We start from the raw sequence: 25155 nt of genomic DNA on the forward strand, positions 1-25155 counted from the left end.
TTTGTCTTCTTTCCATAAATCCAGCGACCTTTTTTAATGAGCTAGAGAGTGAATGAGTGTATAAAACGACGATCGGCTAATTATTCGCTCATTCACTCAATCATTCATTCGCTCATTGATCTATTGTGCCTTTGCGGAGGTTGTTGCGGGCGTTAATGTTACTGGCCCTAGCAAGCCAGAGTCTTTAGTGTCCCATTTTTCCGCCGTGAAGTTTCCATCATCCCCCCGGTTTTCTTTCAGCCGTGGCGACATATTGATGTTGTAAAACTTCTTCCAGATTTCCTTATTCCGATCCATGTCCGAAATGCGGTTGGCCATCGAATTGGAAACTTTAACCGACAAGGTATTGGTGCCTTTAAACTGGCTTTTCGGAATAAAAATCTGATACGTTGGTCCCAGCAATGTGCCTACCTCCTTGCCATTCAGCATTATTTTGGCGCTTTCGGCGACTTTGCCTAAATCCAGCAGCCAGCCTTCGGCGTTGCCATCCGGCATAGGAAAGGAAATGGTATAGTCAGCCGTACCGGAGAATTTCTTCACGTCATCGCCGCCTAAATCCGTCCAGGAGCCTAGCTTTTCGGTCTGTTTTTTAGCGGGTAAAGTAGGTCCACCGGAGATAAAACTCACGTCCCAGGTGCCTTTGATATCCTGCTTGGAGCCAACAGGCTTGGCATAGGTATACGCCGGACCATTGACCAGATTCGTAAACGTTTCCAGAACGCAGGATTCACCCGGCGCTAGTTGCAGGTACACTTCGTTCACGCCATTGTTGGTACGCACCGAAGCCATGCCCAGCTTCTCCGTCATCGGATCGTAAAGCGCCACCGATTGAGCAGCGGTCTGGATGGGCACCCAGCCATCTACGGCTTTATCGCCCCAGTTGGCCATAAAATAATAGTGCCCTTTGGCGTGGCTCCGACGCACAAACTGAAGGCCGTTGTCCACCAGCGATTCCCGCTTGATTCCCGCCGATGCCAGCACCTCGTCGGCGTCCTTACCAACCCAGAACGCGCCTTTACCGACTGTCGCCTTTTGTACACCTTTCCCGGCATCCGTAAATTTCAGACCGGAAACTGCCTGTTTAAACGTGGCGCGACGGCTATCCAGACTGCTCAGGCCCGGCACATCTTCCGGTAGACTACCGGCAAAAACCACGTTAGCCCCCGCCTCGGCCAGCTTCACCAACTGCTGGAAGGTAGCCAGCGGCATGTACTGCGCTTCCGGAACAAAAACGGTTTGGTAGGTATTGCCGCCGGTCTGCAACGCCTTGTTCGCCGCCGTTACGCCCAGCAATTGTTTGTCCGAAATAAAATCAAATCCGTAGCCTTTCTCCCACAATTTTTCGGCGTGTTTCTCAACTGGTAAGCCTTTGAAGCCGTGGTCGATACCGTCAAAATGTTGGAGCAGCACTTTCCCCTTCCGGGTAAATGAGTCGTAAATTGGCAGATAAACCAGCACGTCGTTGTTCGGTTTTCCCGCTTGCAGGAACGACTGGCTACGCGCCACGTACTGGTTCAACTTGCTGAAATCGGTCCAGAACGAGTTGTTGGGGTTAAAATGAACCGCCGCGTAGAACAACCAACCCGGCCATTTTGCACTCTGGGGCGAATAGTTGGTGCCGTGGTAAAACGTGTGGTTAACGCCTCCCAGCATGAACAGGTCCATGTCTTTCTTAATGTCGCTCAGCTTTGACAGGAAGTGCTCATTGTCCCAGGTAGCCGACTCCGAAGAAGTTAGTTTTTTGCCCGTTACGTTGGCCGCCGACGAAGCAAATTTGATGCGCAGAATGTCGGTTCCTTCAATTTCGGGGATGTCGGTAATGGCATACAAATCCAGGATGTTAGCCGGTGATCCATGCGCCTGATTTCGAATAATTTTCCCTTTTCCTTTCGCCCATTCGCTCCAGGTTTTGGTGTAATTTTCCAGTAACAACTCCGAAATTGTCTCGCGGTAATCGCTCAGCACCCGCTTGTTTTTATCTTCCGAATCTTTGCCGAAAAGCGCCGGCAAATTGGCTTCTAAGTCGTAGCCGCGCCGTTTTTTAAACTCTTCGAACATGGCGGGCGTCCAGTTGCTTTCGCCGTTCGCATCATCTACTTCATAGGAATCATTGAAAAACGCCCGCAGCGATTTCAGGTTGTAGCCTTTAAACGCCTGATCAAAACGCGCCAGGTAATTCTGGGTAGCCTTCTTCGAAAAGTGGTCGATTACATCGCCTTCGCCACCCGGACCGGCCCGTTCTACCATCTTGCCGTGCCAGCCTTCAAACACTGCATACAGCGTCCAGGAGCCTGCCGGAGCGGTCCAGTTCAGGTTACCTTTGGCGTCCACTTTGGTAGTTAAGTCAAGGCTTTGGCCTTTGTCCGAATAAGCCATCAACGCCTGTAGGGGCAACGGCTTTTCAAAACGCACCTGATCGAACGCGTGGAGTTGCAGATTCGGGTTTTTCGTAATTGGCTCGACTAGTTTTTTGATGTCAATTTTCTCCCCAATAATCCGCATCAACGGCTCCTGCGTGTACGTAACCGCTTCTTTCAGCTTGTCGCCTTCTTTCAGGTTATAGGTTTTGTAGGCCACGTACTTACAGGCATCCGCCGACGTAACCCACGGGCCGCCAAAGGGCCATCCCGAAGCCTGCGCCATGTCAACGCCCATGCCCAAACGATCAGCTTCCTTCAGCGTGTGCGTCAGGGCGTCCATCCACTTGGGCGACAGGAAATTAATAAACTGCTTTTCCTCACCTTTCACGCCATAGATGGGCGTAATTTCGACGCCGCCCAGACCGGCTTTCTGGTATTGCTCCATCAGCCGGGTCAGGTCTTTGTCGTTGACGGCGCTACCCATCCACCACCAGCGCGTCCAGGGTTTGGTTTGCTGCGTAATGGCCGGCCATTTTGCCTGTGCAAACGAAAGCGTCGAGCCGCTCATCAAAGCTGCGATAAGCAAGGCCGATAGCGTATGTTTCTTCATTCTGATCTATGCATGATGCCCCCACTACAGGTAGCGGGGGCACGGGTTCGATTTATTTCATTTTGTATAATTCCGTTCCTGCCAGCAGGAAGCAGCCCAGGCCGTAATCTTCAAAATCCGGTTTGCTGGTAAATGTCACCGGCTGACCATCTTTAGGTTCTTTGCCAGTGCCTTGCACAAAACCCAGGAATCCGTTGGGATGCACGGCTTCTTTGCTCATGGCATTCCAGGCTTTCGTGATAACGGGCTTGTACACTTTTGCCTCCAGAAGACCATTGTTAATTCCCCAGGCCATACCATAGACAAACAAAGCCGTTCCGCTCGTTTCTTTACCCCCGAAGTTCGTCGGATCGTGCAAACTCACGTTCCAGAAGCCGTCTTCCCGTTGCAGTGGCGGCAGTGCTTTGATCATTTCCAGATAGGTTTTCTGGTATTCGTCCCGGTGAGGCGCATTTTTCGGCATGATTTCCAGTACCCGAACCAGCGCTGCTACGACCCAGCCATTTCCCCGCGACCAATAGCAATCTTCGCCATTCGGTTCTTTATACGGTGGAACGAAGTCCTTGTCCCGCCACCACAAAGCGTCTTGCGGGTTGTAAAGTCCTTTTCCGCCGTGCGTTAGTTTCGAGTAATTGTAAATCTGATACATCTTCTCGAAATACTTGTCGTCTTTGTATATCACACCCAATTTTGCAAAAACGGGCATGGCCATTTGCAGGGCGTCAATCCAGTTCCAATCGTCAATTTTGTCGCTTTGCACCATCAGGTCAATGGACTCTTTGATGTCGCGGATGCGCTCGGGCTTCGGGTCAATCTCGTAAAGATCCAGGTATGTTTGGCCGCAGCACTGGTTATCGGCATTCCGGGTTTTGACGCCCCCGCGCAGGCCCCACTTGTGTTTGTCGCCCCACTCAACGGCATAATCGTAGTAGCGTTTCTGCTTGTCGATGCCATGGAGCGCCATCAATCCTTCGTAATAGACGGCCCGGGTCCAGATGTTGCTTGGCCGGGTAATGTTGGTTGTAATTTCCTTACCGGGATCTGGCCACGTCTTCATGAAATAATCATTTGTGACGGTCATTTTTGCCAGAATATCTTTCTTTTTGGGGAGTTTCTGCGCCTGAGCCATTGTCGCTGAAATCGCCAGCAGCAGGCTAATCCAACGTAAATTCGATTTGAAAACCCGATTAAGTCTGTGAGTCATGGATAAAATGAGATAGTAAATGCAACTTTTCAATCAAAACTATTGCCCTAAATTTACTTTGAGCCAATGAAGCCTGTATAATCGCCTTTAAAAAGCGGACCGCTCTACAATCAAAAACCACTACCTTACCGGGATGAGCGTCCGCACAAGTTGTGCTTCGGCTACCGTCAAGATAGTGGTTATCTGTATAAACTGATTAAAAACTGGCGCTTCCATAAGACCATTACAGTACAGGTTTGGGAATTAGTGGCAATAAATAAAGATTATCCCCCCTAACTTTCCTGTACTCTACGGTCTATTTTGTCTATTTCGGAAAATAGTTACTAAAGCGTCACTTTTTCTTTGGGCGGCATTGATACATCTACCACTTCCATGCGTGGCGCAAAAAGGTGCATCATTCCCCAGCCTAAAAGGTAAGCGCAACCGCAGATGACAAACAAGACATTGTATCCACCGGTGATGTTACCAGCCGCTTTGTAGGTATCCAGCAGCCAGCCCACCAGAATCGGGAACAGCAGCCCACCGATCGAGCCAGCCATACCGCCAATACCAACGACTGAACTAACCGCCCGTTTGGGGAACATATCCGAAGCCGTGGTGAAGATGTTAGCACTCCAGGCCTGGTGCGCTGCCGCCGCCAGACTGATTAGTGCTACTGCCTCCCAGATGTTCGTGGCGAACTGAGCCGCCATAATGGGCATTACGGCCAGGGCAAAGATAAACATGGCTGTTTTCCGGGCTCTGAATACCGGCCATCCCAGCTTGATAAAATAGCCTGACAGATAACCTCCACCAATACTTCCGATTGTGGTTGCGGTATACACAACGACCAACGGCAGACTTGGCTTTTTCAGGTCAAGATTAAAGGTTGTCGAGAAGTAAGAAGGCAACCAGAAAAGGAAAAACCACCAGATCGGGTCCGTCAGGAATTTACCCATGATAAACGCCCAGGTCTGCCGAATACCAAACAAGCGGCCCCAGCTGATCGGGGGTTCGCCTGCGGCGGCCTCCGGTTCGTTATCGCTGTGGATGTAGGCAAATTCTTCTTTAGTGACGCGTGGTTGCCGGGCAGGAACCTCGTAGAAAATCCACCAGAAAATCAGCCAGATAAAACCGATAGCGCCCGTAATAATAAACGCTTCTTCCCATCCGTAAGCCCCTAAAATCCAGGGGACCATGACAGGTGCAACGACGGCGCCAATGTTCGCACCAGAGTTGAAAATCCCGGTAGCCAGGGCACGTTCTTTCTTGGGAAACCATTCCGCCACGGACTTGATGGCTGCCGGAAAGTTCCCGGCCTCTCCTAAACCCAACAAGGCTCTGACAACGCCAAACCCAAATGTGCTGTTGACGGCGGCGTGTAAGATCGCGGCAATACTCCAAACAATAATTGAGATGATATAGCCCATCTTGGTCCCGATGCGGTCAATGACGCGCCCGAACAAGAGCAAACCAATGGCATAGGACGCCGAGAAGGCCATAACAATTCGGCTATAATCCGTCTCGGTCCAATCGAATTCTACCTCTAGCGCTGGTTTTAACAGACCTATTACCTGCCGATCCAGGTAGTTGATGGTGGTAGCGAAAAACAAGAGGGCTACAATGGTCCAGCGGTAGTTACCGTTTGGCTTGTTCATACAGGTTCAGAAATGTAAGGTGTAACGACTTCGAGGAGGTGTGCGACCTGTTGCCGCAGTGTTTCGGGTGTTAGATTAGGCCCGGCAAACAGTTGGGAGCCGATGCCTACGCAGGTGACGCCCGCCCGGAACCAAGAATTAAGACTATCAGCCGTGGGTTCTACGCCCCCCGTTACCATCAGTTGCAACTGCGGCATGGGTCCTTTTATCGCCCGGATGAAGCCTGGACCAACTACATTTCCTGGAAATACCTTAACCAGCTTAGCCCCCAGCAATGTCGCCTGGTAAATCTCATTTAAGGTTGAACCGGCGGGCATCCAGGGAATACCGTGTTTGTGACACACTTCACCTACGGCAATGGTCGTCACTGGCTGCACCACGAAATCAGCGCCTGCTTCGATGAAAAGCTCGGCATCTTCGGGGGTCAGGATTGTGCCAATTCCCAGGGCCAAATCAGGGCAGGATTCTTTGGCGAACGCAACCAGTTCTTTGAAAACCGACAGCGCCGCTTCGCCCCGGTTTGTAAATTCAAATACGCGCAAACCGCCTTCGTAGCAAGCGCCGACCAGCGTCTTGGCGTGTGCCGCATCAGCATGGTAGAATACCGGGACGATGGGCGACCGACGGCATTTGGTTACTATTTCTTCAGATGAAAATCGTGACATAGTAGAATAGAGTGGGTCATTTAGTACCAGTCAAACTTATTTTTACTAAGAAGTAGTTTATAGAACTACTTTACTCTTCTGCCGGCAGAATGACAAAAAACGACTGTGTCAAAACTAGGCTTGGCTTACCGCAGTAATCGTCCTGACGTGTTTCCACGCATCACTTCTTCGACTTCGGCTACAGTTGCCAGGTTCACATCGCCGGGAATGGTGTGCTTCAATACGGAAGCGGCTACCCCACAGCTTAACGCTTCGTCGGCTTTTGTGTAATTCAGTGAACCATAGATAAATCCGGCCATGAAAGCATCCCCACCGCCAATTCGGTCGATGATTGGGTTCATGTCGTAGGTCGGCGTCTCGATGCGGGATTGTCCGTTATACAGCACGCCGGTCAGCCGGTTATGCGAGGCACTGATCGTCTCTCGCCGGGTTGTGATGACCTGCCGGATGTTCGGAAAGCGCTGCATCAACTGGTTGCTCATCGACGTAAAGCTATCTTCGGCTCCTTGTTCGGGCACAATCGAAAACAGGTCTTCGGCGTCATTTTCGGCGCACACCACCACATCGCAACCGGCTACCAGATCGGGCATTACTTCCTGCGCTTTTTTTCCGTATTGCCAGAGATTGCGCCGATAATTCACGTCAGCGCTGACCGTTACGCCCATGCGCCGAGCCGTGGTAATGGCCTGTTGGCACGCTTCTGCCGCCTCCGCCGAAATAGCGGGCGTAATGCCAGTCCAGTGGAACCAGGCTACGTTCTGGAAAATTTTCTCCCAATTGAACGCCGCCGGATCGAGGGTAGAAAAGGATGACCCCGCCCTATCATACACGATTTTACTGGCGCGTACAGAAGCGCCTACTTCCAGAAAATACAAGCCCAGGCGAGCACCGCTAAAAACAGTGTGGCTCATATCAACCCCGTAGCGTTGAAATGAGCCCACGGCGGCATGGCCTAGTTCATTGTCTGGAAAGCAGGTAATGTGCGCCGTTGGCTGACCCATCCGGGCCAGGGAAGCCGACACGTTGGCTTCTCCCCCGCCGTAGGTAATATCAAGGCCGTCCGTTTGTACTAGCCGGTAATTCAGAGGCGGCGATAATCGCATCATGATTTCGCCGAAGGTTACTACTTTTCTCATGCGTAAAACCAAAAAACGCTTTCGCGTTACCGTAGCAGATGTTTTGAATAAGTTGACCCATCCACTCAATGTCGTCGGGAAGTTCGCCGTTTTCAATGTCGTTCCCAAACAGATTGCACAAAATCCGGCGGAAGTACTCGTGACGCGGATACGACAGAAAACTCCGCGAATCGGTGAGCATGCCGACAAATCGACTGATGAGGCCCATATTGGACAAAGCATTCATTTGCTTTTCCATACCGTCTTTTTGATCCAAAAACCACCAGCCTGATCCAAATTGTACCTTACCCGCCACCGATCCGTCGTTAAAATTGCCGATCATGGTGGCCATAAGTTCATTGTCTGCTGGATTCAGGTTATACAGGATGGTTTTCGTTAGCCGGTTGTTGATATCGAGTCGGTTCAGAAACTTGGCCAGAGCGCGCCCCTGCGAGAAGTCACCAATGCTATCCCAGCCCGTATCGGGTCCTAAGCGGTGCAGCATCCGGGAATTATTGTTCCGCAAAGCCCCCAGGTGAAACTGCTGCGTCCAGCCTTTTTCCCAATCCATTTCGGCCAAATAGACCAGCATGGCCGATTTAAATTTCAGAATTTCCGGCCCGTCCAGCGTTTGATTTGAGCGGATTTTGCCAAAAATAGCCTGAATTTCGCTTTCCCGATAGTCTTCGGCGTAAATCTGTTCCAATCCGTGATCGGATAGCTTACACCCCATAGCAGCAAAATAATCATGCCGCTTGCGCAACGCCGTCAGAAAATCATCCAGCGTACTGATGGCAATTTCTGACACAACTTCCAGACGGGCAACGTACTGATTGAAGCTTTTGGGATCGTCTACCGCCATGGCCTTGTCGGGCCGAAAGGTTGGCAATACGGCGATCTCAAAGCTGTTGTCGTTCTGAATTTTCTGGTGGTGTTCCAGCGAATCAATTGGGTCGTCGGTTGTACAAACGGTCTCGACGTTCATCCGACGCAGCAGATTCCGAACCGAATATTCTTTCGACCAGAGCTTTTCGCTACAGATGTCGTAGATGCGCTGGGCACTGGACGGATTCAGGATTTCCGTTACGCCAAAATAACGACGCAATTCCAGATGTGTCCAGTGATACAGCGGATTCCGAACCGTATAAGGAACGGTTTCAGCCCACCGCATAAACTTGGCGATGTCTGACTGATTCCCCGTGCAATAGCTTTCATCAATGCCATTGGTTCGCATGGCCCGCCATTTGTAGTGATCCCCGTAGAGCCAAACCTGCGTCAGGTTATCAAACTGGGTATCCGCCGCAATCTGATCGGGGGGCAAGTGGCAATGGTAATCGATGATGGGCATGGGCTTCGCAAACTCATGGTAAAGTTGCTGAGCCGTGGGGGTTTGAAGCAGAAAATCGTCGTTCAGAAAGTCCTTTTTCATGGGCATTGAGCAATTATTACCTAGAGCGAAACGCCTCGCTTCCAGGGGATAAAATCATTTTGTCCGTGGCGAACAGCGGCCACTTCCTCTTCGCCACTAGCCACGCGAATGATGTATTCCAGAATCCGCTCTCCGGCCTGTTCGATGGTTTCTTCTCCGTCGATCACCGTTCCCGTATTTAGATCGATAATATCCGGCATGCGCCGCGCCAAAGCTGTGTTGCTGGACACTTTGATAACCGGCGTAATTGGATTCCCAGTGGGCGTTCCCAACCCCGTGGTGAACACCACCACCGTGGCTCCCGAAGCGACTTCCGCCGTGGTCGACTCCACGTCGTTACCGGGTGTACAGAGCAAATTCAAACCCGGTTTTGTTACCAGTTCGGGATAATCGAGGACGGCCACCACGGGGGAATTTCCGCCTTTCTTGGCCGCTCCCGCCGATTTCATGGCGTCCGTAATCAGCCCGTCGCGGATGTTCCCCGGTGAAGGATTCATGTCAAAACCCGAACCAGCCTCCTGGGCCCGCTGGGCATAGGTATTCATCAGCTCCCGAAAACGGGTAGCCGTTGCGGTGTCTACGCTCCGGTCGCAAAGCTCCTGCTCAACGCCGCAGAGCTCGGGAAATTCGGCCAGAATTACTTTTCCGCCCATCGCTATGAGCAGGTCAGACGCGTGGCCCAGCGCCGGATTAGCCGATATACCGGAAAATCCGTCCGATCCGCCACATTCCAGTCCGAGCGTCAGCTTGCTTAGCGGAGCCGGTTGCCGGGTAAAGGCATTTGCTTGCATCAGTCCCGCAAACGTCTGCCGCAGCGCCTGACTGATGAGTGACTCTTCCGTACCAATTTTTTGCTGTTCCAGAATGTACAACGGCTTGTCAAACTGCGGACTGCGCTTTTGAATCTCTTCCTGCAAAATCGCCACCTGTGCATTCTGACAACCTAAACTCAGAACCGTTGCTCCGGCCACATTCGAATTGGTAATGTATCCGGCCAGCATTCCGCAGAGCGCCTGCGCATCCTGTCGGGTGCCGCCGCAACCGCCTTCGTGCGCCAGAAACTTAACGCCGTCTACGTTCGGGAATAGCTTCGGACGGGCATGTTCCGTAACCGCCTGTTGCAGATCGGCCTGCAAGACTTCCTCAATTGTATGCCCCGCTTGAACCAAGGCCATCAGCTCGTGGGTTTGGTGCTGGTAGGCATGGCGACGCGCGTAGCCTAGATCATGCACCAGCGCTTCTTCCAGCACCTGAATGTTCCGGTTTTCGCAGAAAACCAAGGGAATAACCAGCCAGTAATTGCCCGTTCCAACGCTGCCATCGGAGCGATGATAGCCCTTAAAGGTTCTGTTTTCCCACCGTTCGACCGAGGGAGGCGTCCAGGTATAATTCGAAGCAGCCAGGTCGTAGCTGTTCGTGGCGTGCTGTACGTTGAAGGTGGTTAACAGGCCGCCCGCCGGAATGGCGTGCTTCATCTTGCCAACCAGAACGCCGTACATGGTCACGGCATCACCCGGTTCAAAATCCCGGATGGCCAGTTTGTGTTTGGCCTGAATAGCTTCCTTTAGGGTGAGGGTCAGTCCCTGCCACTCTACCGTTTCTCCGGCTTGCAAATCGGTCAGCGCGACCAAAACCGAGTCGTCCGGATGTATCTTTAATACCTTTTGTTTCATTTATCTACCAATACATTCTTGTTGAAATAAGCCGACACCGTTGCGAAAGCACCATTTTCGAGCATCTGCAACAGGTAGCCGCTAATCGTCGGGGCCAAAACGGGTAACTGGCTTAAATCATGGCCCCACAACGCTTTGTTTTTCAGCACGGTGTACACCAGTTCTTCCGGCGAAAGACGCTCCCAGAGATCCGCAAAATAGGCCGCTTTTTCGTCCTGAATCGGGTAGGCTTCGCCGTTTAGTTCGCCGTACCACAAGCCCTCTTCCTGATGCGTACCGCGCATAAAAAGCAGGTAGGCCGCAAAACCAAGCGCCGAATATTCCGGTACCACTTCCAACTCCTTGTAGTAATGAAGCAGCGTGGCCACGTTCCGCATTTGCAGCTTGGCCGAATAATTCATCGTGATGGATAACCACCGGTGCTCGATGTATGGGTTCCTGAACCGGTCAAGAACCTGATAAGCAAAGCGTTGAGCCACTTTATCATCCACATGATAAGGAATGCCGGGGACCAGTTCAGCCAGCATTAAATTGCTAATAAAAGCCGCCATTACCTCATTCTCCATCGCCTCCCGAACGGTTTCAAAACCCGCCAGATACGCCAGCCCGCAACTCAGGGTGTGGGTTCCGTTGAGCAACCGAAGTTTCAGCTCCCGAAACTGATCTATGTTGGGGCGAATAATCACGCCATCGTCCGCCTTGTGGAACGACAGAATTTCCCGAATGCGCTCATCGCCTTCGATGGCCCAAAGCTTGTATACTTCCGAAATGGTCAATAATTCATCTTCGTAGCCCAGCTGCTCCGTCAGAGCATGGTAGGTGGCCGGATCCGGGTGTCCCGGTACAATGCGGTCTACCAAGGAGTTGCAACAAGTATTGGCGGATTCCAGCCAATCGATAAACTCGCTTTCCAGTTCGTTTCGATGGGCCAGTTCCAGCAAAATGCCTTCCAGTTTCGTTCCGTTTTCAGGAATGAGTTCTGTCGGTACAATTACCAGTCCTTTTGTGCGATCGCCGCTAAACGCTTGGTAGCGAGCGTACAGAACGGCCAGTAGCTTACCCGGAAACGATTTAGGCGGTGCCTGCCGAATGTCATCCTGCACCAGTTGAATACCCACTTCCGTGGTATTTGAGATCACAATTTGTAAATCTGGACTCGTGGCAAAGCGCAGGATTTCGTCCCACTGGCTCTTGGCGGACAAAACCCGGCTAATGGCCGAACAAACCACATTTTGCTCCACCAAACGGCCATCTTCTACGCCACGAATGCAAAGCGTGTATAAATTATCCTGCCGTCCGAAAGCCGTCATGTCGCCTCCGTCCGTGGATTTGACCACGACGATCCGGCCATTGAAATGCCCTTGTCGGTTGGCTTTATCAATCAGGTAATCAGGCAAGCCTCGCAACAATACGCCTGTACCAAACTGAAGCACGCGTTCTGGAATAGTCTCTTCGGTGGGCAATTCGCCGTTCCGTAATGAATTAATATACAGTTCGCTCATCGTATTTTTTACGCCTTAGAAGAGGCTATTTTAAAGTTTGCTAAAGAGTTAGGTTCAGCTCAATTTCCTTTCGTCTGTTGATTAAATTGACTGAGTGGTAAATAGTAGCTCTCATGCACTTAGCCACCCACTTTTCCCAATAATTCAGTGTTAGTAACGAGGCATTTTTTCTGTTTGGAGAAAAATAAAATTTACTTTTTCCAAGGAAAGATATAAATTAGATCCTGTTGTGAGCCCAGAGGCAACAACATAAGATTAACGAAGCAACCGGAGTAGTTGAAATTTTTCGGGATATTTATTCGCGCAAACGTTATCGGGAACGTTGCCAATTAAAAGGTTTCTGGCAAACCCTTCCAAAACGAGTAGATTTGTAATTATTCTTTCCTTACTGAAGCAACAAATTGTCTTCCCAAGGTCTTACTTAGTTTTTGTACTTTAGCAATATAAGCTTGTGGATTCGGTAACCATAAAAGACATTGCCCGCGCGCTCAACCTCTCGACTTCGACGGTGTCAAGAGCATTACGAGGCAGTTACGAAATAAATCTGGAAACCAAACGGTTAGTGCTTGAATATGCCGAACGGATGCACTACCGTCCTAACCCGATTGCCCTCAGCCTGAAGGAAAACCGCAGCCGGGCGATTGGTGTCATTGTGCCCCAGATTGCCAACAACTTTTTTTCGCAGGCCATTAACGGCATTGAAGCCATCGCCTATAATCGGGGCTACCACGTTATTATTTTTCAAAGCCACGAATCGTATGAACGTGAGGTTGTTACGGTGCAGCAATCCTTTGCCCGCAAAGTGGATGGACTTTTGATTTCGCTGGCTAGCGAAACGTCCGATCTGTCGCACCTGCGCGAGATTCAGCAGAAAGGGCTTCCGTTTGTGATGTTCGACCGAACTTCGGAAGAAATCGATACGCCCAAGGTGGTTGCCGACAATTTCGCGGGCGCCTTTGCCGCTACGGAGCACCTCATTCAGCAGGGCCGCCGCCGCATTGCGCACATGACCATTCCAAGCTGGCTATCCATCACCCAGGAACGGTTGGCGGGTTACCGCGCGGCGCTGGAAAAATACGACATTCCGTTCGACGAAAATCTGGTGCGTTACAGCGGCTTTGAACAATATGAAATTTCTCCGCTCGTCGATGATTTACTGGCCCAGAGCCCGGACGCTTTTTTTACGGCCAGCGACCGACTCGCGCTGGGCTGTCTGGCGGCGTTACGCAAACGCAATGTGTCTATTCCAGAAGAGGTTTCGCTCATTGGCTTTACCAACCTGACCGTTGCCGATCTGCTATCGCCTTCCATGAGTACCGTGGTTCAACCCGCACAGGAGATTGGACAGGTAGCGGTGGAACGCCTGTTGGAAATGATTGAACGAAAACAGAAAGCGTCCTGGACCGGAACCGTCAAAATACCGACACGCTTGATTGTAAGGGAGTCTACGCAGCCGGTTTTGATCAAGGGCATTTAACCAATATCTGAGTTTTGCCCACAAAAAAAGCACTGATTCCTCAGTGCTTTTTTTATGAATGCTGACATTATTATTAGTGCGATTCGTTGGTTTCGTGTCCCAAAATAACCAGGCGAGTAGGTTGCGTTGACACTTTGTGTTTAACGATCTTGCTAAAATCGCGCAAATCAACCTGATGTACCTCACCCAAGGACGGAACGGCGATATAGGCGTATTTTTCAGTAGCCTCCAAAACTGGCTTATACGTATCGCTTGAAGCCGTAGCGCCAATGACACTACCTTCTTTCTTCAAACTTCCGTTTGTCAGGTCATACGTTTTCAGCGTACCATTTGACAGCAGCACCAGCAGGTTTTTACCCGCCCGGTCTACCTTGCACTGCATGATGTCGGTGCTTTCCAGAATCGGTATGATTTTATTTCCTGTGATGTCGATAAAATAAGCGCCTTTGGTTGCAACGAAGCCAACAAATTTCCGGGCTGCGGGGGCTTCGAGAATGGTTCCCAGACGGATAGTACCGAAGCCATCGGGATTTGGAATAAGGCGCTGCTCACCGGTCTGCGTCACGACCAAAGCCCCTCCTTCGACGCCAAATACGGCATTTGTGCCATCCGTCGCGTTTCCATGTAGTCGGCTCACGGCTAATTTTGTGCCGTGGATTTCCTTTCCGGTAGCATCAATTACTTTAACCCCGTGCGGACCCGCCAGGGTCGAAGAGGCATTCGCAACCGTCACAGCATACGTGCCGTTGTCAAATTTTGCCATTGCTCCGTGGTGAGGCAATAAACCGGCGTTGATCACCTTCATTTTGGCCCCCGATGTATGGAAATCGGCTTCCTGGCCTACGCTCAAAGTGCCATCCCCATCATTGAAAATGATGGACTCACTGCCCCGGCTTTTAAAGTGCGTTGGCTTAGGCCGGTCACTGGTGATCGCGGCCAGTTTTGGCGTTCCTTTGATGTCAACGTGATCGCCGTGGTATTCCAGTCCGCTGTCAAAATACTGGACATAATTTTGTGTACCGTAGAGCATGGCGGCAAATCGGCCTGATGCCGTAGTGTACAATGTTGCGTTCGGAAACTGCGCGTCAAACGTATTTACCACGCCATCGACGGGGCTTACTTGCGTAATTTTATTGCTGGTACCATCCGAAACCAGCAACCGAATGTGTTTGTATTCACCAGCAGGTTCGTTTGGCGCTGGTTCATTTTTGTCATCCTGGCAGGCCGTCATCACGGCTACTCCGCCCAGCAAAAGGGCAATTTTGTAAAAGGGAGCTTTCATCTTTATTATTTAAATGCAACGATGATGCAAATATAGAAACATTATTGCATCATCGTTGCATTTGGGAAATAAAAAAATAGCCTCCGTATAACCGAGGCTATTTCACTTACTAAACTTATCCCCTTACTTATCTTTCCATTTTACTACCCAGGCCGGGTAATCATTCATTAAAAACTGAGCGGGCCAATTGCCATACCAGGCGTAGCCAACGCGTCTTTCATTTTCAATTTCAGCTAATGCATACCGCTTAATGCCATCGCGACCGCAGAAAATAGGCTTGTCGGTATCTAGTTCGTAAAAGCGTGCCCAGGTTACGGCTCCCGATGACGCCACAACAACGCGATCTTTTCCCTTAGGCTGGTTCGCATCCTCAACGGTTTTAATGGCAATACCCGTCAATTTCACTGATTCCAGCCACGCGGCTCCCGCCTCTATGGCTCGTTTGATTTCGGGCGATGGGTTAGGCAGATGCATCAGATAGTTCAAAATACTAACGCTCTCGTTTCCACTCAAGGAGGCTAGCTCAAACTTACGGGCGTTGGCGGGCTTTAGCGTGTGGCTGTCGTGCTGAGCGCACCAGGCGGTCAGCTTTCCGTTTTGCCGGACCTGCGTTTTTAGTATGCAGTCCACGCCGCGCTGGATTGCCCGTTGTGCTCTGGGCAACAAGGTTTTATCCACTACCGAAAATCCGTTCGATCCTTCAGCCAGATAGGTCAGTACCCATAGTACATCAGTCATAGCGTGGTCGTTATACGTAATGTGCTTGTGGTAGCTGCTGGAATCGGGGTAAGACTGGGGCCACCCACCTGCTGCATTCTGGGCCGCGAGCAGGTAACGGATCCCACGTTCGGCAGCTTCCCGATAAGCCTCATTCCCCGTCTCCTGATAGGCTTTTACCAGGTACTTAATTTCGTTGGTCGTAGCTTGGTCGTCAATGGTTGTATCCAGTTTTCCTTTTTCGGCAACCAAACGAGTTTTCAGGGCAGCAGCTATGGGTAACTTATAGTTAATGGCATTTCCTCCCGGCTGCGGCCATCCCCCATTGTCGCGCTGGTACAAAAGCATCCGCTCCGCCACGGAATCTTTAACCGCCTCGCCTGCATTCGTTCCTGCCAACGCACTGGCTAATGAAAGCACCCACAAGGAAATAACCAACCACGCAAATCGTCCTTGCTGTTTCATTATGGGCGAGCAATGGCACGGGAAGAGACTTGTTCCAGTAGCCAGGTGGCGATTTCTTTTCCGGCCTGGTAGTTTTGGTAAACTACCGGAATGCGCCGCCCGTCGGTGTATTCGTTGTACAGCCAGGGGTCACCCACCGCAAAAACGGTTCCTTTACCCAGTTTGGCCGTCGCGATGATTGGGTCGTTTTCTTCACTGATGAGCACTTTCGCGGGTGCTTTTACGTCCAATACCGCTAATTCCTTAATGTAAACGGTTTTAGTATTCTTGAATACAGGATTGTTTGTCGGAATCGTTACTTTTCCCTGTTCGAATTTAGTCCCCTGCACCATGTTCCGGTTTTTGCTCGTAAACTGGATACCGAACTCTTTTGCCAGTTCATTAAAGTGCTTGATTTCGCAGTTGGCCGTGTCGTTCGCCATCATGACCAAAACGCCACCTGCTTTTACCCAGTCCGTAATGGCTTTGATATCCTTCTCGGCGATGTAATTGGGTTTGGCTGTTTCTTTGGGTGTATCTGGATCAACAATAATGTAAACATCAAGTCCTTTCAACGTTTCCGCCGTGGGCGCTGCCGGAACGGCCCGGGTTGATGCGCCCAGCTCCCGGAACGTATTGCCCCAGTGCCAGAAACCAGAGTGCTGCCGATCTTCTAAAGTATAGTGAAAGCGTTCTGTTTTGCCCGTCAGGTCCTTGCGGTATTCGTTGTTGAAGTAATAATCGACACCTACCGTTTTTCCTTTGCCAACGGCAAGTTCGTTAGCAATTTCCATTTCTACGCTGGCCATGATAAACGGTCCGACGCCTTTGAGGTCGTTCTTGCGAATCGGTTCGCTCAGGTAATATTCGTAGCTCCCATCGCGGTATGGGTTTCCACCCAATCCACCAACGCTGACCGTTCCGTTGAGGTGCACCAGCTTATTGGCATCTACTTCAATAAAGTTTTTCAGAATACCCTGATACCCTTTTTGCGCTACCGGCCCGAATTTAGAATCCAGATAACCCAGACGGACGCCCTTGGCTAGGGCATACACGAACATACACGAAGATGAAGCCTCGATGTAGTTGCCCTTGCGGTTGCCTTGCGTAGTCATTTGCCACCAGCAGCCTGTTTTTGCATCCTGAAACTTCGCAATTGGCGGCGCCAATCGTTGCAAATAGCTAATCAATTTGGCTCTTTCGGGATGATCTGCCGGGAAATAGTCCAGCACATCCACCAGCGCCATCGCGTACCAGCCAATGGCCCGTCCCCAGAAATGAGGTGATTGCCCCGTTTGCTTGTTAGCCCAAGCCTGCTCACGGCTTTCGTCGTAACCGTGGTAAAGCAAGCCTGTTTTCGGGTCAATCAGGTTTTTTTCGATCAGAGCAAACTGCTTGGCGATGTCGTTGAAGTTTTCCGGTTGGTTGAAAACCTTGCTAAATTCCGCGTGGAATGGCTCAGCCATGTATAGACCATCCAGCCACATTTGACTAGGGTACCGTTTCTTATGCCAGTAACCCCCTTCTTTTGTGCGCGGCTGGCTCTCTAATTGTTTATGCAGTTGAAAAGCGGCCTTCTGGAATTTCTCCTTGCCGGGCTGCGACTGCTGGACGAGCATCATTAAAGCACGACCGGGAGAAATGTTATCCAGGTTATAATCAGCCTCTTTGTAGCTTCGAATGGCTCCATCGGCCGATACAAACTGGTTCAGATCGTTCAGGATGTAGTTAAAATATTTGCCGTCCGCAGTCCGATACCAGACGCGTTCCAGGGCTTTTAACATCAGCCCCTGCTCGTAGTTCCAGTTAGTTCGTTTGTTTACGCCAACGAGAATAGAATCTTTGTTCTGGGCGATGAACGAATCGGCCATGCGCTGCGACCAGGGCTGTGCGGCCACCACCTGGCTCAGCAACAGCAAGCCAGTCAGAATGCGAAATACCATAGGGGCTTAATTAATTTCGGTTATAGGACTAAAAGCAGATTACGGCTTGTTTCTATTGGTCAATGCCGAACCAAGGCGCTGAGTCAGCCTTACTTGATAGAGTAAAAAGAGGGGAAAAACAGGGCAATTACCAGTAAAAATACGATTTTTTTTACGCAATCGTTATCGGGAACGTTGCCATAAACTGCTTAAAAAAAACAAAGACTAACACGAATGCTAGCCTTTGTTGCCTCCGAAGGAGGAATCTGTTCAAACGCCAGACCCTACCCGATTATATTGTAATACATTCTATGGAGCATCTGATCAAGCGCCAGCGCTCACACCATTTTCACTTAGTAAATTCTTAAACTCAAATCCGTTTCAGGGATAAGAGACTGGAATTGCAACACGGGTTCTGCTTTTGAGTACCGGCATAAACCCTTTTGTGCTTCCGATATATTGGTAAAAGCGCTTTAGGTCGTTAATCACCCAACGATGGCCCGGCCAGCTACTCGACCGTCTGGTTGGTAACCCACAGTCCATAAAAAACTGTTTCCGTTGACGAACTGGGAGCGCTTCTAAAATAATAGTCAATTGATCAAGCTCTTTTTCTAAACGAATACAAACCGTTTCGGACATTCCGAAGCCTTTAGCCAGCAACCGGATCTCTCCGACGCTCCAAAGTTCAGGTTTTCGCTTACGTAATGCAACTGCATGAAGACGAATATTTGATTGCTCGGCAATTTCGAGCGTTGTCAAACCACTGTCTTGGATCTTAAACAGTAAAGAATGGTATAAATTAATGTAAGACGGTAGTATTTGATGCAGATTTTGTAAGGTTAATTGTAAAGGTTGTTCTTTCATAACGTTTGCGTCTTTCAGGTAAAATGAATCGGATATAGTACGAGTTTTGCGATTTTTAACTAATATGAAATAGGTCTCAGATTTTCATTTTTGCATACATACGAAGGACTATCTAATCCAGATTCTTTTGTCTTATAAATTTTCCTCAGCTATTTTATTTAATAGTACCTGCCCATAAGCGCACCCCTATTTATCAGACTTCGATACCTAGTAAAAGTACGTATACAAACCTTAGGTCAAGTTTCATTTTGTTGAATATTTCTTACTGACCTTGTCCTGCAATTATCCCTTTTCTCAGACTAGCCAGACACAAAAATAAAATTGGCTTTTTGTTAAGGAATACCCGGATTTGTTAACTAACAGACCCAATTTGGCCCTAACAGCGCACTATAATAGATACTAATTTTCAAATTACCTAATTCAGTTACATAATTTATTGTGCTCTTTCTCTGATACTTCGCTCTCTACCCCTCCAAAAATGTCAATTTTTTTTACGGCTTTCAAAGTCACTTTGCTTCTAAATATGTGCAACTAAGGGATTTACTGATTACGCCTTTTATTGAACAACTGTGTACGCATTTTTCAATCAAAAAGTATGCCTTTTGATTCGTTCACTGGCTTCTCTTTCAGTATAATTTTTGACTGATAATCTTTTTTAACCAGTAGCCATAATCTAGACTCTTATACCCCTTAATTTACTTTCAGCATGAAAAAATACTTAGCCCAGGCTATTCCTGTCTTTTTGGTGTGGCTTTTTGCTACCACTTTATTGCTGGCGCAACCGCCCGAACAAATGGTCAGGGTGGTGGTAGCACCCGACCACTCCGATTGGACTTACAGAACAGGAGAGACAAGCCGCTTTACCATTACCTTACTGCGAAATGGCGTACCCGTGAAGAATGCGACGGTTAGTTATGAGATCGGCCCCGAAAAAATGACCCCGACCAAAAAGGGCACTCTACCGCTGCCCAATGGCACGGCAACCATCGACGGTGGAACCTTGAAAACAGCCGGTTTTCTGCGGTGTTCGGCTAAGGCAGAAATCGACGGTAAAGAATACCGACACTTGGCTACGACTGCCTACGAGCCGCTGGCCCTAACACCTACCGTCGATAATCCAACCGATTTTGATACGTTCTGGAATACCGCCAAAGAAGAACTCGCCAAAATTCCGCTCGACGCACGGCTTACCCTCCTCCCCGAGCGCTGCACCGAAAAAGTAAATGTGTATCAGGCAAATATTCAGAATTATGGCGGCTCGCGCCTCTATGGAATTCTGTGTGTCCCTAAAAAAGAAGGCAAATATCCGGCGCTTTTGCGGGTTCCGGGCGCGGGAATTCGGGCTTATAACGGGGATATTGGCACGGCTGAGCGGGGCATTATAACCCTGGAAATTGGTATTCACGGCGTCCCGGTTACAATGGACCCCATCGTTTACAACAACTTAGTGACCGGTGCGCTGTCTGGCTATATGCATAGCAACCTCGACGACCGGGATCGGTATTACTACAAACGCGTTTACCTCGGCTGTGTGCGCGCTCTTGACTACCTGACCAGTTTGCCGCAGTATGATGGGAGCACGCTGGGCGTAACCGGCGGCAGCCAGGGCGGTGCCCTTTCGGTCATTACTGCGGCTCTTGACAGCCGGGTGAAATTTCTCGGCGCTTTTTACCCCGCCCTGTGTGATCTAACGGGCTACCTGAAAGGCCGGGCGGGCGGCTGGCCGCACTTATTTGCACCAGCTAATCTGTCGTTCAACAACAAACCGGATAAAATCCAGACGGCGACTTATTATGACGTGGTAAATTTTGCGCGGCGCGTGAAGGTTCCCGGCTATTATTCCTGGGGTTTTAACGACGAGACCTGCCCGCCAACCTCTATGTACGCGGCTTATAATGTCATTTCTGCCCCAAAAACGCTTTATTTAGCGCAAGATACGGGCCACTGGACCTATCCCGAACAGCAACAGAAAATGGCGTCCTGGCTGTTGGATCAGATGCATATTCAGACGCTTTCAACGCGCTAAGGGCCTGGCCCCAATTCGACATTAGAGTTGGGGCTGCCCGAATTTTTCCCAATATTGCCGGACGGACAGATCTTTCATCTTGGTTTCCAGCATGATATCCACATCTTTTCCGTATGTATTGATCTCCCCATAAACCCAATCGGAATGCGCTTCCCGCTTGCAGCTTGGGTCTTCGTTGTCTTTTCGCGAATCGGAATAATGGAAAATAGGGCGAACATCCCAGGTTGAATAAGCCATTTCGAAAGCTTCCTGTTGGGTTTGGTTGCCTGGATAAAGGCGGTGGTGGAAATAATCGAAAACCAGCGGTATGCCGACGGCCTCGTGCAGCGGATAAAGCTCTCCAATGGTGTACAAACCCGCCTTATCGTCGTTTTCGACGGTCAGGCGCTTTTGCAGATTTGCGGATAAAAGACTAAAATTTCGGATGAATTTTTGCAGCGTCGCGGCTTTATCGCCGTAAGCACCGCCCACGTGGATGTTGATTTTATTCCAGTGCGAGGCGGGTAAGCCCATCCAGTCAAAAATCTCCGAATGCGTTTCCAGATCGACAATGGTATTGGCCAGCGTGGTGCCTTCTCCCGCCAGCTTGTTGAACGGCCCCGGATGCGTCGTTAGTCGAATGGGACGTTTGCCAATTTCTTCCAGCAAATTCCGAATTTCCGTAAAATCGGGTAACTGCGCCAGCTTATATTCTGACGCCCAGGGGAAAAGATCAGACGTTACGCGAAAGATCTTTATATCGTTTTCGATGTTCCAGTTAACAATCCGCAGTAAATCCTGAACATTCTTCAGAGCCAGTTCAGAGGCGTATTGAATTCCTTTTTCGCTGTACGTCCGCTTGATCATCCCCCGATTGGTGGTGATTCCTTCTGTGTGCAGCGTCAAGTTTATGCAGGCATACCCGATATTCATTCTGGTTGTTTCCGATTCGTTCATTGTAGGAAACTACCTGCCTAACCGAAAAGTTACCAGAGCGGATGAAACAGCCTAAAAATGCAGAAACAGCTCCGCTTGCTCATCAACCAGCTTCCGGATAAAGGCATCCTGAATTTCATGGTCCAGGAAGTTTTTCTTCATGAGCGGAATTCGAACTTTCTGCGCCATTACGTGCATGCCAAGGTAGTTGAAAACGTCGGTTATATGGCTCAGCCCCAAGGCATTTCCCTGCACACCGTCTGAAATACCTACTAAGGCACATTTTTTATGCGCCAGCGCGTTTGGATAACTTAAGCCATCGATAAACGCTTTCAGAACGCCCGGAAACGAGTTGTTATATTCCGGAATCACAAAAACGTATTTTTCTGCCGTCTCCATGATATACCGGAGTTCGTTGAAACGCTCATTTTTGCTACCGTAAAGCGCCGTTTCGATAAAATCGGAAGGCAGTTCCGTCAGGTCAAGAATGCGGGATTCAACCCCTTTCTGACTCAGCAGATTTTGGTAATAATAGGCAACCTGAATCGATTTGTTATCACGACGGTTGGTAGAGGAAACGATCGTTATCATTACTGAATTTTCAAAATTGGTTAGCTCGCCGCCAACGAGCGGGCATTCAATGCGGCGGATTTACGAAACCATTCGATTTCGGCATGGTAATCCTGAACAGCTTGCTGGCGCTGCTCGGTCGTCCAGTCCAATTCGGCAGCCATCAGGTCTGCCACGGTATCCGTAATCTGATAAGTCGTATCCCAATCCGTTAGTTCCAGCCCGAAGCGACGAGCCAGCACATCTTTAAGCGTCTGCGCCATCTCGGCCCGAACAACAAACACCACCTCGGCTTTGGTGTGCTGCGTCTGGCTGGATAATGTTTCCTTCCACTCGGGCCGAGTATGCATCAATTGCGCAATTTCGAGGCTCTCCGACCCGTATTGGCGGTTGAGATGGCGGGCTACCGGCTCTGAAATACCGTACTTATGCACCAATATTTTCCAGAAATCCTCGGCGTATCCTTCGGCTCCAACTAGCTTGATATGCTCGGTCAGGCAAGGTTTTTGGTCCAGGTTGAGCAGTTCACAGCAGGTATCGATGGTATCTTTCGCCATCAACCGGTACGTGGTCCATTTCCCACCCAGAATGCTCACCAGGCCGGTGGTTTTATCTACTTCTACTTCGTGATCACGAACCAGCTCTTTGGAATCCGCGTTGGGATTAGCCTGCAACAGAGGACGCAGGCCCGCAAATCCAGCAATAACCTGCTCGCGGCTAACGGGTTTGTTGAAATAGCGATTGACATAATCAATCAGATAATCAACTTCGGCCCGCTCGACCACCGGCTCCGAATCAGTCAGATCAGTTTCGGTTTCCGTGGTTCCAATCATGAGTTTACCGTTGTAAGGAATGATAAACACCACCCGTCCATCGTCGGTTTTGGGCACCAAGATGGCCGCATCAGACTGCATGTTATCCGCCGAAATAATGATGTGCACGCCTTTGCTAACGCGCATCCGTCGCGGTGTTTCCGGGTTGGCCATCAGCCGAATCCGGTCGGCAAACGGGCCGGTTGCATTAATGAATAGACGCGCGCGCACCCGCAGGAGCCGCCCCGTCAGCCGATCGCGAACGTGCAGAACCGTCAATTGCCCCGCCCGGTCTTTTTCAAACGTCATGGCTTCCGTGTGATTCAGAGCTACAGCGCCGTAGCGGATTGCGGTTTTAACCAGTGAATAATTGTAGCGCGCGTCGTTTAGCTGGCCATCGTAATAGAGAACGGCACTGTGGATGTTGTGCGTTAGCGCCGGATTGCGTTTCAAGGCTTCTTCTTTATTCAACCACTCGCTCTTGCCTAAGCTCAATTCGCCCGAGAGCGCATCGTACATTTTCAGGCCCGCCGTGTAATAAACGCCCTCAAACCAACTCATGCAGGGCGTCAGCAACGCCAACGGATGCGCCAGGTGCGGGGCGTTGTGAATCAGCGTTAGGCGTTCACGCAGGGCCTTTTTAACCATGTGGTACTGGTTCAGATCGGCCTGTTTGACGGCCTGTTCCAGATACCGCACCCCGCCGTGAATCAGCTTCGTGGACTTGCTGGATGTTTCGGAGGCAAAATCGTGCTTTTCGACCAAGATGGCTTTTAGTCCCCGACTTTGCGCATCGAGCAGGCACCCCGCGCCCGTGGCTCCTCCCCCAATAATACAAATATCAAACTCCTCGTTTTCGGCCTGCTGAAGCTGGTTAAGGCGATGCATGGGCATGCAGTGGTTTGTTTCTTCACAAATGTCGCTAAGTTTAACCGGCTTTTTTGTTATTTTCGGCTATAAAAAAGTATTAAAAGTAGCCCATTTTTAATGGAAGATTTCCGCCTCAAAGTATTTTACAGCGTTGCCCGCAACCGAAGCTTTACTAAAGCATCCTCCGAATTATTCATCACTCAACCGGCGGTTACCAAACACATCAAAGCGCTGGAAGACGCCCTGGGATTGCGGCTGTTTGAGCGAAGAGGCAATACCATCCTTCTGACCCAGCCGGGCGAGGTTCTTTTTGAGTATGCGGCCCGCATTTTTGACTTATACCAAGAAGCCCTTTTTGAACTCAATCGCTTCAAGAAAGAACTGGCGGGACACCTGCGGCTGGGTGCCAGCTCGACCATTGCGCAGTATTTGATCTCGCCGCTTTTGGCTTCTTTTTACGAAAAATCGCCGCAGATTGAGCTGAGCCTTTTGACGGGAAATACCGAACAAATTGAAAACGCCCTGCTGACCAAAGAAATTGAACTGGGCATTGTCGAAGGGAAAAAGCACAACGCTTCCCTGAAGTATTACGATTTTATGGAAGATGAGCTGGTGGCAGTCGTCTATAAAAACAGTCGCTTTGCCCACCTGAACGAAATTTCCCTCACCGAGTTGAGTACGATTCCGCTGGTTCTGCGCGAACGCGGTTCCGGCACCCTGGAGGTTATTGAAAGTGCTTTGCGCGACCACGGCCTGCGCCTTGACAACCTGCCCATCGTGATGCACCTGGGCAGTACCGAAAGCATAAAGTCATTTCTGGAGCATGCCAATTGCCTTTCATTTGTCTCAACCTGGGCCATCAAAAAAGAGGTTGCTGCCGGTGAGATCAAGGTCATTAAAATAACCAACCTCCGCATGACCCGCACCTTTAGTTTTGTGCATATGCAGGGCCAGCCCGAAGGTTTGGCCTCTACATTTATGACCTTTGCCGGTCGGCATTACCAGAAATCATAATTTGTTAAAATCAAAAGGGAACCTCTATTTAGGCCAACCTAAGTTCT

The 25155-nt window shown here is 50.0% G+C and carries 18 protein-coding genes; 3 read left to right on the top strand and 15 right to left on the bottom strand.

All coding sequences use genetic code 11. The features are described 5' to 3' along the window. Nucleotides 1-120: 120 nt before the first annotated feature. The 8 genes from L0Y31_RS19995 to L0Y31_RS20030 all read right to left on the bottom strand — a co-directional run bounded on the left by L0Y31_RS19995 (nt 121) and on the right by L0Y31_RS20030 (nt 12195). Nucleotides 121-2970 carry a glycosyl hydrolase gene (locus L0Y31_RS19995; protein ID WP_234734855.1) on the bottom strand — a complete coding sequence of 950 codons (2850 nt, stop codon included), beginning with the start codon at nt 2968-2970 and terminating at the stop codon, nt 121-123. Nucleotides 2971-3022: 52 nt separating this feature from the next. After that, a complete protein-coding gene (locus L0Y31_RS20000; RefSeq protein WP_234737211.1) occupies nt 3023-4099 on the bottom strand; it encodes a glycoside hydrolase family 88/105 protein in 1077 nt (358 codons plus the stop codon). A gap of 398 nt (nt 4100-4497) precedes the next feature. Next, a complete protein-coding gene (locus L0Y31_RS20005) occupies nt 4498-5811 on the bottom strand; it encodes an MFS transporter (protein WP_234734856.1) in 1314 nt (437 codons plus the stop codon). Beyond that, nucleotides 5808-6476: a beta/alpha barrel domain-containing protein gene (locus tag L0Y31_RS20010; protein WP_234734857.1), complete on the bottom strand. Its 669-nt coding sequence runs from the start codon at nt 6474-6476 to the stop codon at nt 5808-5810. Before L0Y31_RS20010 ends, L0Y31_RS20005 begins: the two co-directional genes overlap by 4 nt. A gap of 125 nt (nt 6477-6601) precedes the next feature. Then, nucleotides 6602-7612 (bottom strand): sugar kinase, encoded by a 1011-nt coding sequence (locus L0Y31_RS20015; protein WP_234734858.1) that lies wholly within the window; start codon nt 7610-7612, stop codon nt 6602-6604. Next, entirely contained in the window at nt 7527-9020 is a 1494-nt protein-coding gene (gene uxaC, locus L0Y31_RS20020; RefSeq protein WP_234734859.1) for a glucuronate isomerase, read from the bottom strand. The genes L0Y31_RS20015 and uxaC overlap by 86 nt, the downstream gene beginning before the upstream one ends. A 20-nt stretch (nt 9021-9040) precedes the next feature. Continuing rightward, nucleotides 9041-10693 carry a UxaA family hydrolase gene (locus L0Y31_RS20025; RefSeq protein ID WP_234734860.1) on the bottom strand — a complete coding sequence of 551 codons (1653 nt, stop codon included), beginning with the start codon at nt 10691-10693 and terminating at the stop codon, nt 9041-9043. Continuing rightward, complete coding sequence (locus tag L0Y31_RS20030) at nt 10690-12195, bottom strand: tagaturonate reductase (protein ID WP_234734861.1); 1506 nt, start codon at nt 12193-12195, stop codon at nt 10690-10692. The genes L0Y31_RS20025 and L0Y31_RS20030 overlap by 4 nt, the downstream gene beginning before the upstream one ends. A gap of 451 nt (nt 12196-12646) precedes the next feature. On the opposite strand from L0Y31_RS20030, the gene L0Y31_RS20035 reads away from it, so the two are divergent. After that, on the top strand, nt 12647-13672 hold the full coding sequence (locus L0Y31_RS20035; protein WP_234734862.1) for a LacI family DNA-binding transcriptional regulator: 1026 nt from the start codon (nt 12647-12649) through the stop codon (nt 13670-13672). A gap of 73 nt (nt 13673-13745) precedes the next feature. Here the strand turns inward: L0Y31_RS20035 and L0Y31_RS20040 are convergent, their stop codons facing one another. From L0Y31_RS20040 to L0Y31_RS20055, 4 genes are all read right to left on the bottom strand, one after another. Further along, nucleotides 13746-14954, bottom strand: a complete 1209-nt coding sequence (locus tag L0Y31_RS20040; RefSeq protein ID WP_234734863.1) for a hypothetical protein — start codon at nt 14952-14954, stop codon at nt 13746-13748. A gap of 123 nt (nt 14955-15077) precedes the next feature. Further along, nucleotides 15078-16136, bottom strand: a complete 1059-nt coding sequence (gene pelA, locus L0Y31_RS20045; protein WP_234734864.1) for a pectate lyase — start codon at nt 16134-16136, stop codon at nt 15078-15080. Next, on the bottom strand, nt 16136-18058 hold the full coding sequence (locus L0Y31_RS20050; protein ID WP_234734865.1) for a glycoside hydrolase family 88 protein: 1923 nt from the start codon (nt 18056-18058) through the stop codon (nt 16136-16138). Before L0Y31_RS20050 ends, pelA begins: the two co-directional genes overlap by 1 nt. A 360-nt stretch (nt 18059-18418) precedes the next feature. Continuing rightward, a complete protein-coding gene (locus L0Y31_RS20055; protein WP_234734866.1) occupies nt 18419-18901 on the bottom strand; it encodes a hypothetical protein in 483 nt (160 codons plus the stop codon). A 706-nt stretch (nt 18902-19607) separates the two neighbouring features. Between L0Y31_RS20055 and L0Y31_RS20060 the strand changes: the two genes are divergently transcribed. Then, the gene (locus L0Y31_RS20060; RefSeq protein WP_234734867.1) at nt 19608-20927 is read left to right on the top strand and encodes an acetylxylan esterase; all 1320 of its coding nucleotides are present in this window, start codon (nt 19608-19610) and stop codon (nt 20925-20927) included. 21 nt (nt 20928-20948) lie between these two features. On the opposite strand, the gene uvsE is transcribed toward L0Y31_RS20060, so the two are convergent. The 3 genes from uvsE to L0Y31_RS20075 are packed head-to-tail and all read right to left on the bottom strand — an operon-like array spanning nt 20949 to nt 24112. Next, entirely contained in the window at nt 20949-21863 is a 915-nt protein-coding gene (uvsE, locus tag L0Y31_RS20065) for a UV DNA damage repair endonuclease UvsE (RefSeq protein ID WP_234734868.1), read from the bottom strand. 51 nt (nt 21864-21914) lie between these two features. Then, a complete protein-coding gene (locus L0Y31_RS20070; RefSeq protein WP_234734869.1) occupies nt 21915-22433 on the bottom strand; it encodes an NADPH-dependent FMN reductase in 519 nt (172 codons plus the stop codon). Between the two features lie 20 nt (nt 22434-22453). Then, on the bottom strand, nt 22454-24112 hold the full coding sequence (locus tag L0Y31_RS20075; RefSeq protein ID WP_234734870.1) for a glycerol-3-phosphate dehydrogenase/oxidase: 1659 nt from the start codon (nt 24110-24112) through the stop codon (nt 22454-22456). A gap of 99 nt (nt 24113-24211) precedes the next feature. Between L0Y31_RS20075 and L0Y31_RS20080 the strand changes: the two genes are divergently transcribed. Beyond that, nucleotides 24212-25108 carry a LysR family transcriptional regulator gene (locus L0Y31_RS20080; RefSeq protein ID WP_234734871.1) on the top strand — a complete coding sequence of 299 codons (897 nt, stop codon included), beginning with the start codon at nt 24212-24214 and terminating at the stop codon, nt 25106-25108. Nucleotides 25109-25155: the final 47 nt, after the last annotated feature.

The sequence above is a fragment of the Tellurirhabdus bombi genome, from assembly GCF_021484805.1.
Classification (GTDB): domain Bacteria; phylum Bacteroidota; class Bacteroidia; order Cytophagales; family Spirosomataceae; genus Tellurirhabdus; species Tellurirhabdus bombi.

Excerpts from the sequence above, each read along its gene's own strand:
- L0Y31_RS19995 (WP_234734855.1), bottom strand. The coding sequence starts at position 2,970 with ATGAAGAAACATACGCTATCGGCCTTGCTTATCGCAGCTTTGATGAGC.
- L0Y31_RS20000 (WP_234737211.1), bottom strand. The coding sequence starts at position 4,099 with ATGGCTCAGGCGCAGAAACTCCCCAAAAAGAAAGATATTCTGGCAAAA.
- L0Y31_RS20005 (WP_234734856.1), bottom strand. The coding sequence starts at position 5,811 with ATGAACAAGCCAAACGGTAACTACCGCTGGACCATTGTAGCCCTCTTG.
- L0Y31_RS20010 (WP_234734857.1), bottom strand. The coding sequence starts at position 6,476 with ATGTCACGATTTTCATCTGAAGAAATAGTAACCAAATGCCGTCGGTCG.
- L0Y31_RS20015 (WP_234734858.1), bottom strand. The coding sequence starts at position 7,612 with ATGAGAAAAGTAGTAACCTTCGGCGAAATCATGATGCGATTATCGCCG.
- uxaC (WP_234734859.1), bottom strand. The coding sequence starts at position 9,020 with ATGAAAAAGGACTTTCTGAACGACGATTTTCTGCTTCAAACCCCCACG.
- L0Y31_RS20025 (WP_234734860.1), bottom strand. The coding sequence starts at position 10,693 with ATGAAACAAAAGGTATTAAAGATACATCCGGACGACTCGGTTTTGGTC.
- L0Y31_RS20030 (WP_234734861.1), bottom strand. The coding sequence starts at position 12,195 with ATGAGCGAACTGTATATTAATTCATTACGGAACGGCGAATTGCCCACC.
- L0Y31_RS20040 (WP_234734863.1), bottom strand. The coding sequence starts at position 14,954 with ATGAAAGCTCCCTTTTACAAAATTGCCCTTTTGCTGGGCGGAGTAGCC.
- pelA (WP_234734864.1), bottom strand. The coding sequence starts at position 16,136 with ATGAAACAGCAAGGACGATTTGCGTGGTTGGTTATTTCCTTGTGGGTG.
- L0Y31_RS20050 (WP_234734865.1), bottom strand. The coding sequence starts at position 18,058 with ATGGTATTTCGCATTCTGACTGGCTTGCTGTTGCTGAGCCAGGTGGTG.
- L0Y31_RS20055 (WP_234734866.1), bottom strand. The coding sequence starts at position 18,901 with ATGAAAGAACAACCTTTACAATTAACCTTACAAAATCTGCATCAAATA.
- L0Y31_RS20060 (WP_234734867.1), top strand. The coding sequence starts at position 19,608 with ATGAAAAAATACTTAGCCCAGGCTATTCCTGTCTTTTTGGTGTGGCTT.
- uvsE (WP_234734868.1), bottom strand. The coding sequence starts at position 21,863 with ATGAACGAATCGGAAACAACCAGAATGAATATCGGGTATGCCTGCATA.
- L0Y31_RS20070 (WP_234734869.1), bottom strand. The coding sequence starts at position 22,433 with ATGATAACGATCGTTTCCTCTACCAACCGTCGTGATAACAAATCGATT.
- L0Y31_RS20075 (WP_234734870.1), bottom strand. The coding sequence starts at position 24,112 with ATGCATCGCCTTAACCAGCTTCAGCAGGCCGAAAACGAGGAGTTTGAT.
- L0Y31_RS20080 (WP_234734871.1), top strand. The coding sequence starts at position 24,212 with ATGGAAGATTTCCGCCTCAAAGTATTTTACAGCGTTGCCCGCAACCGA.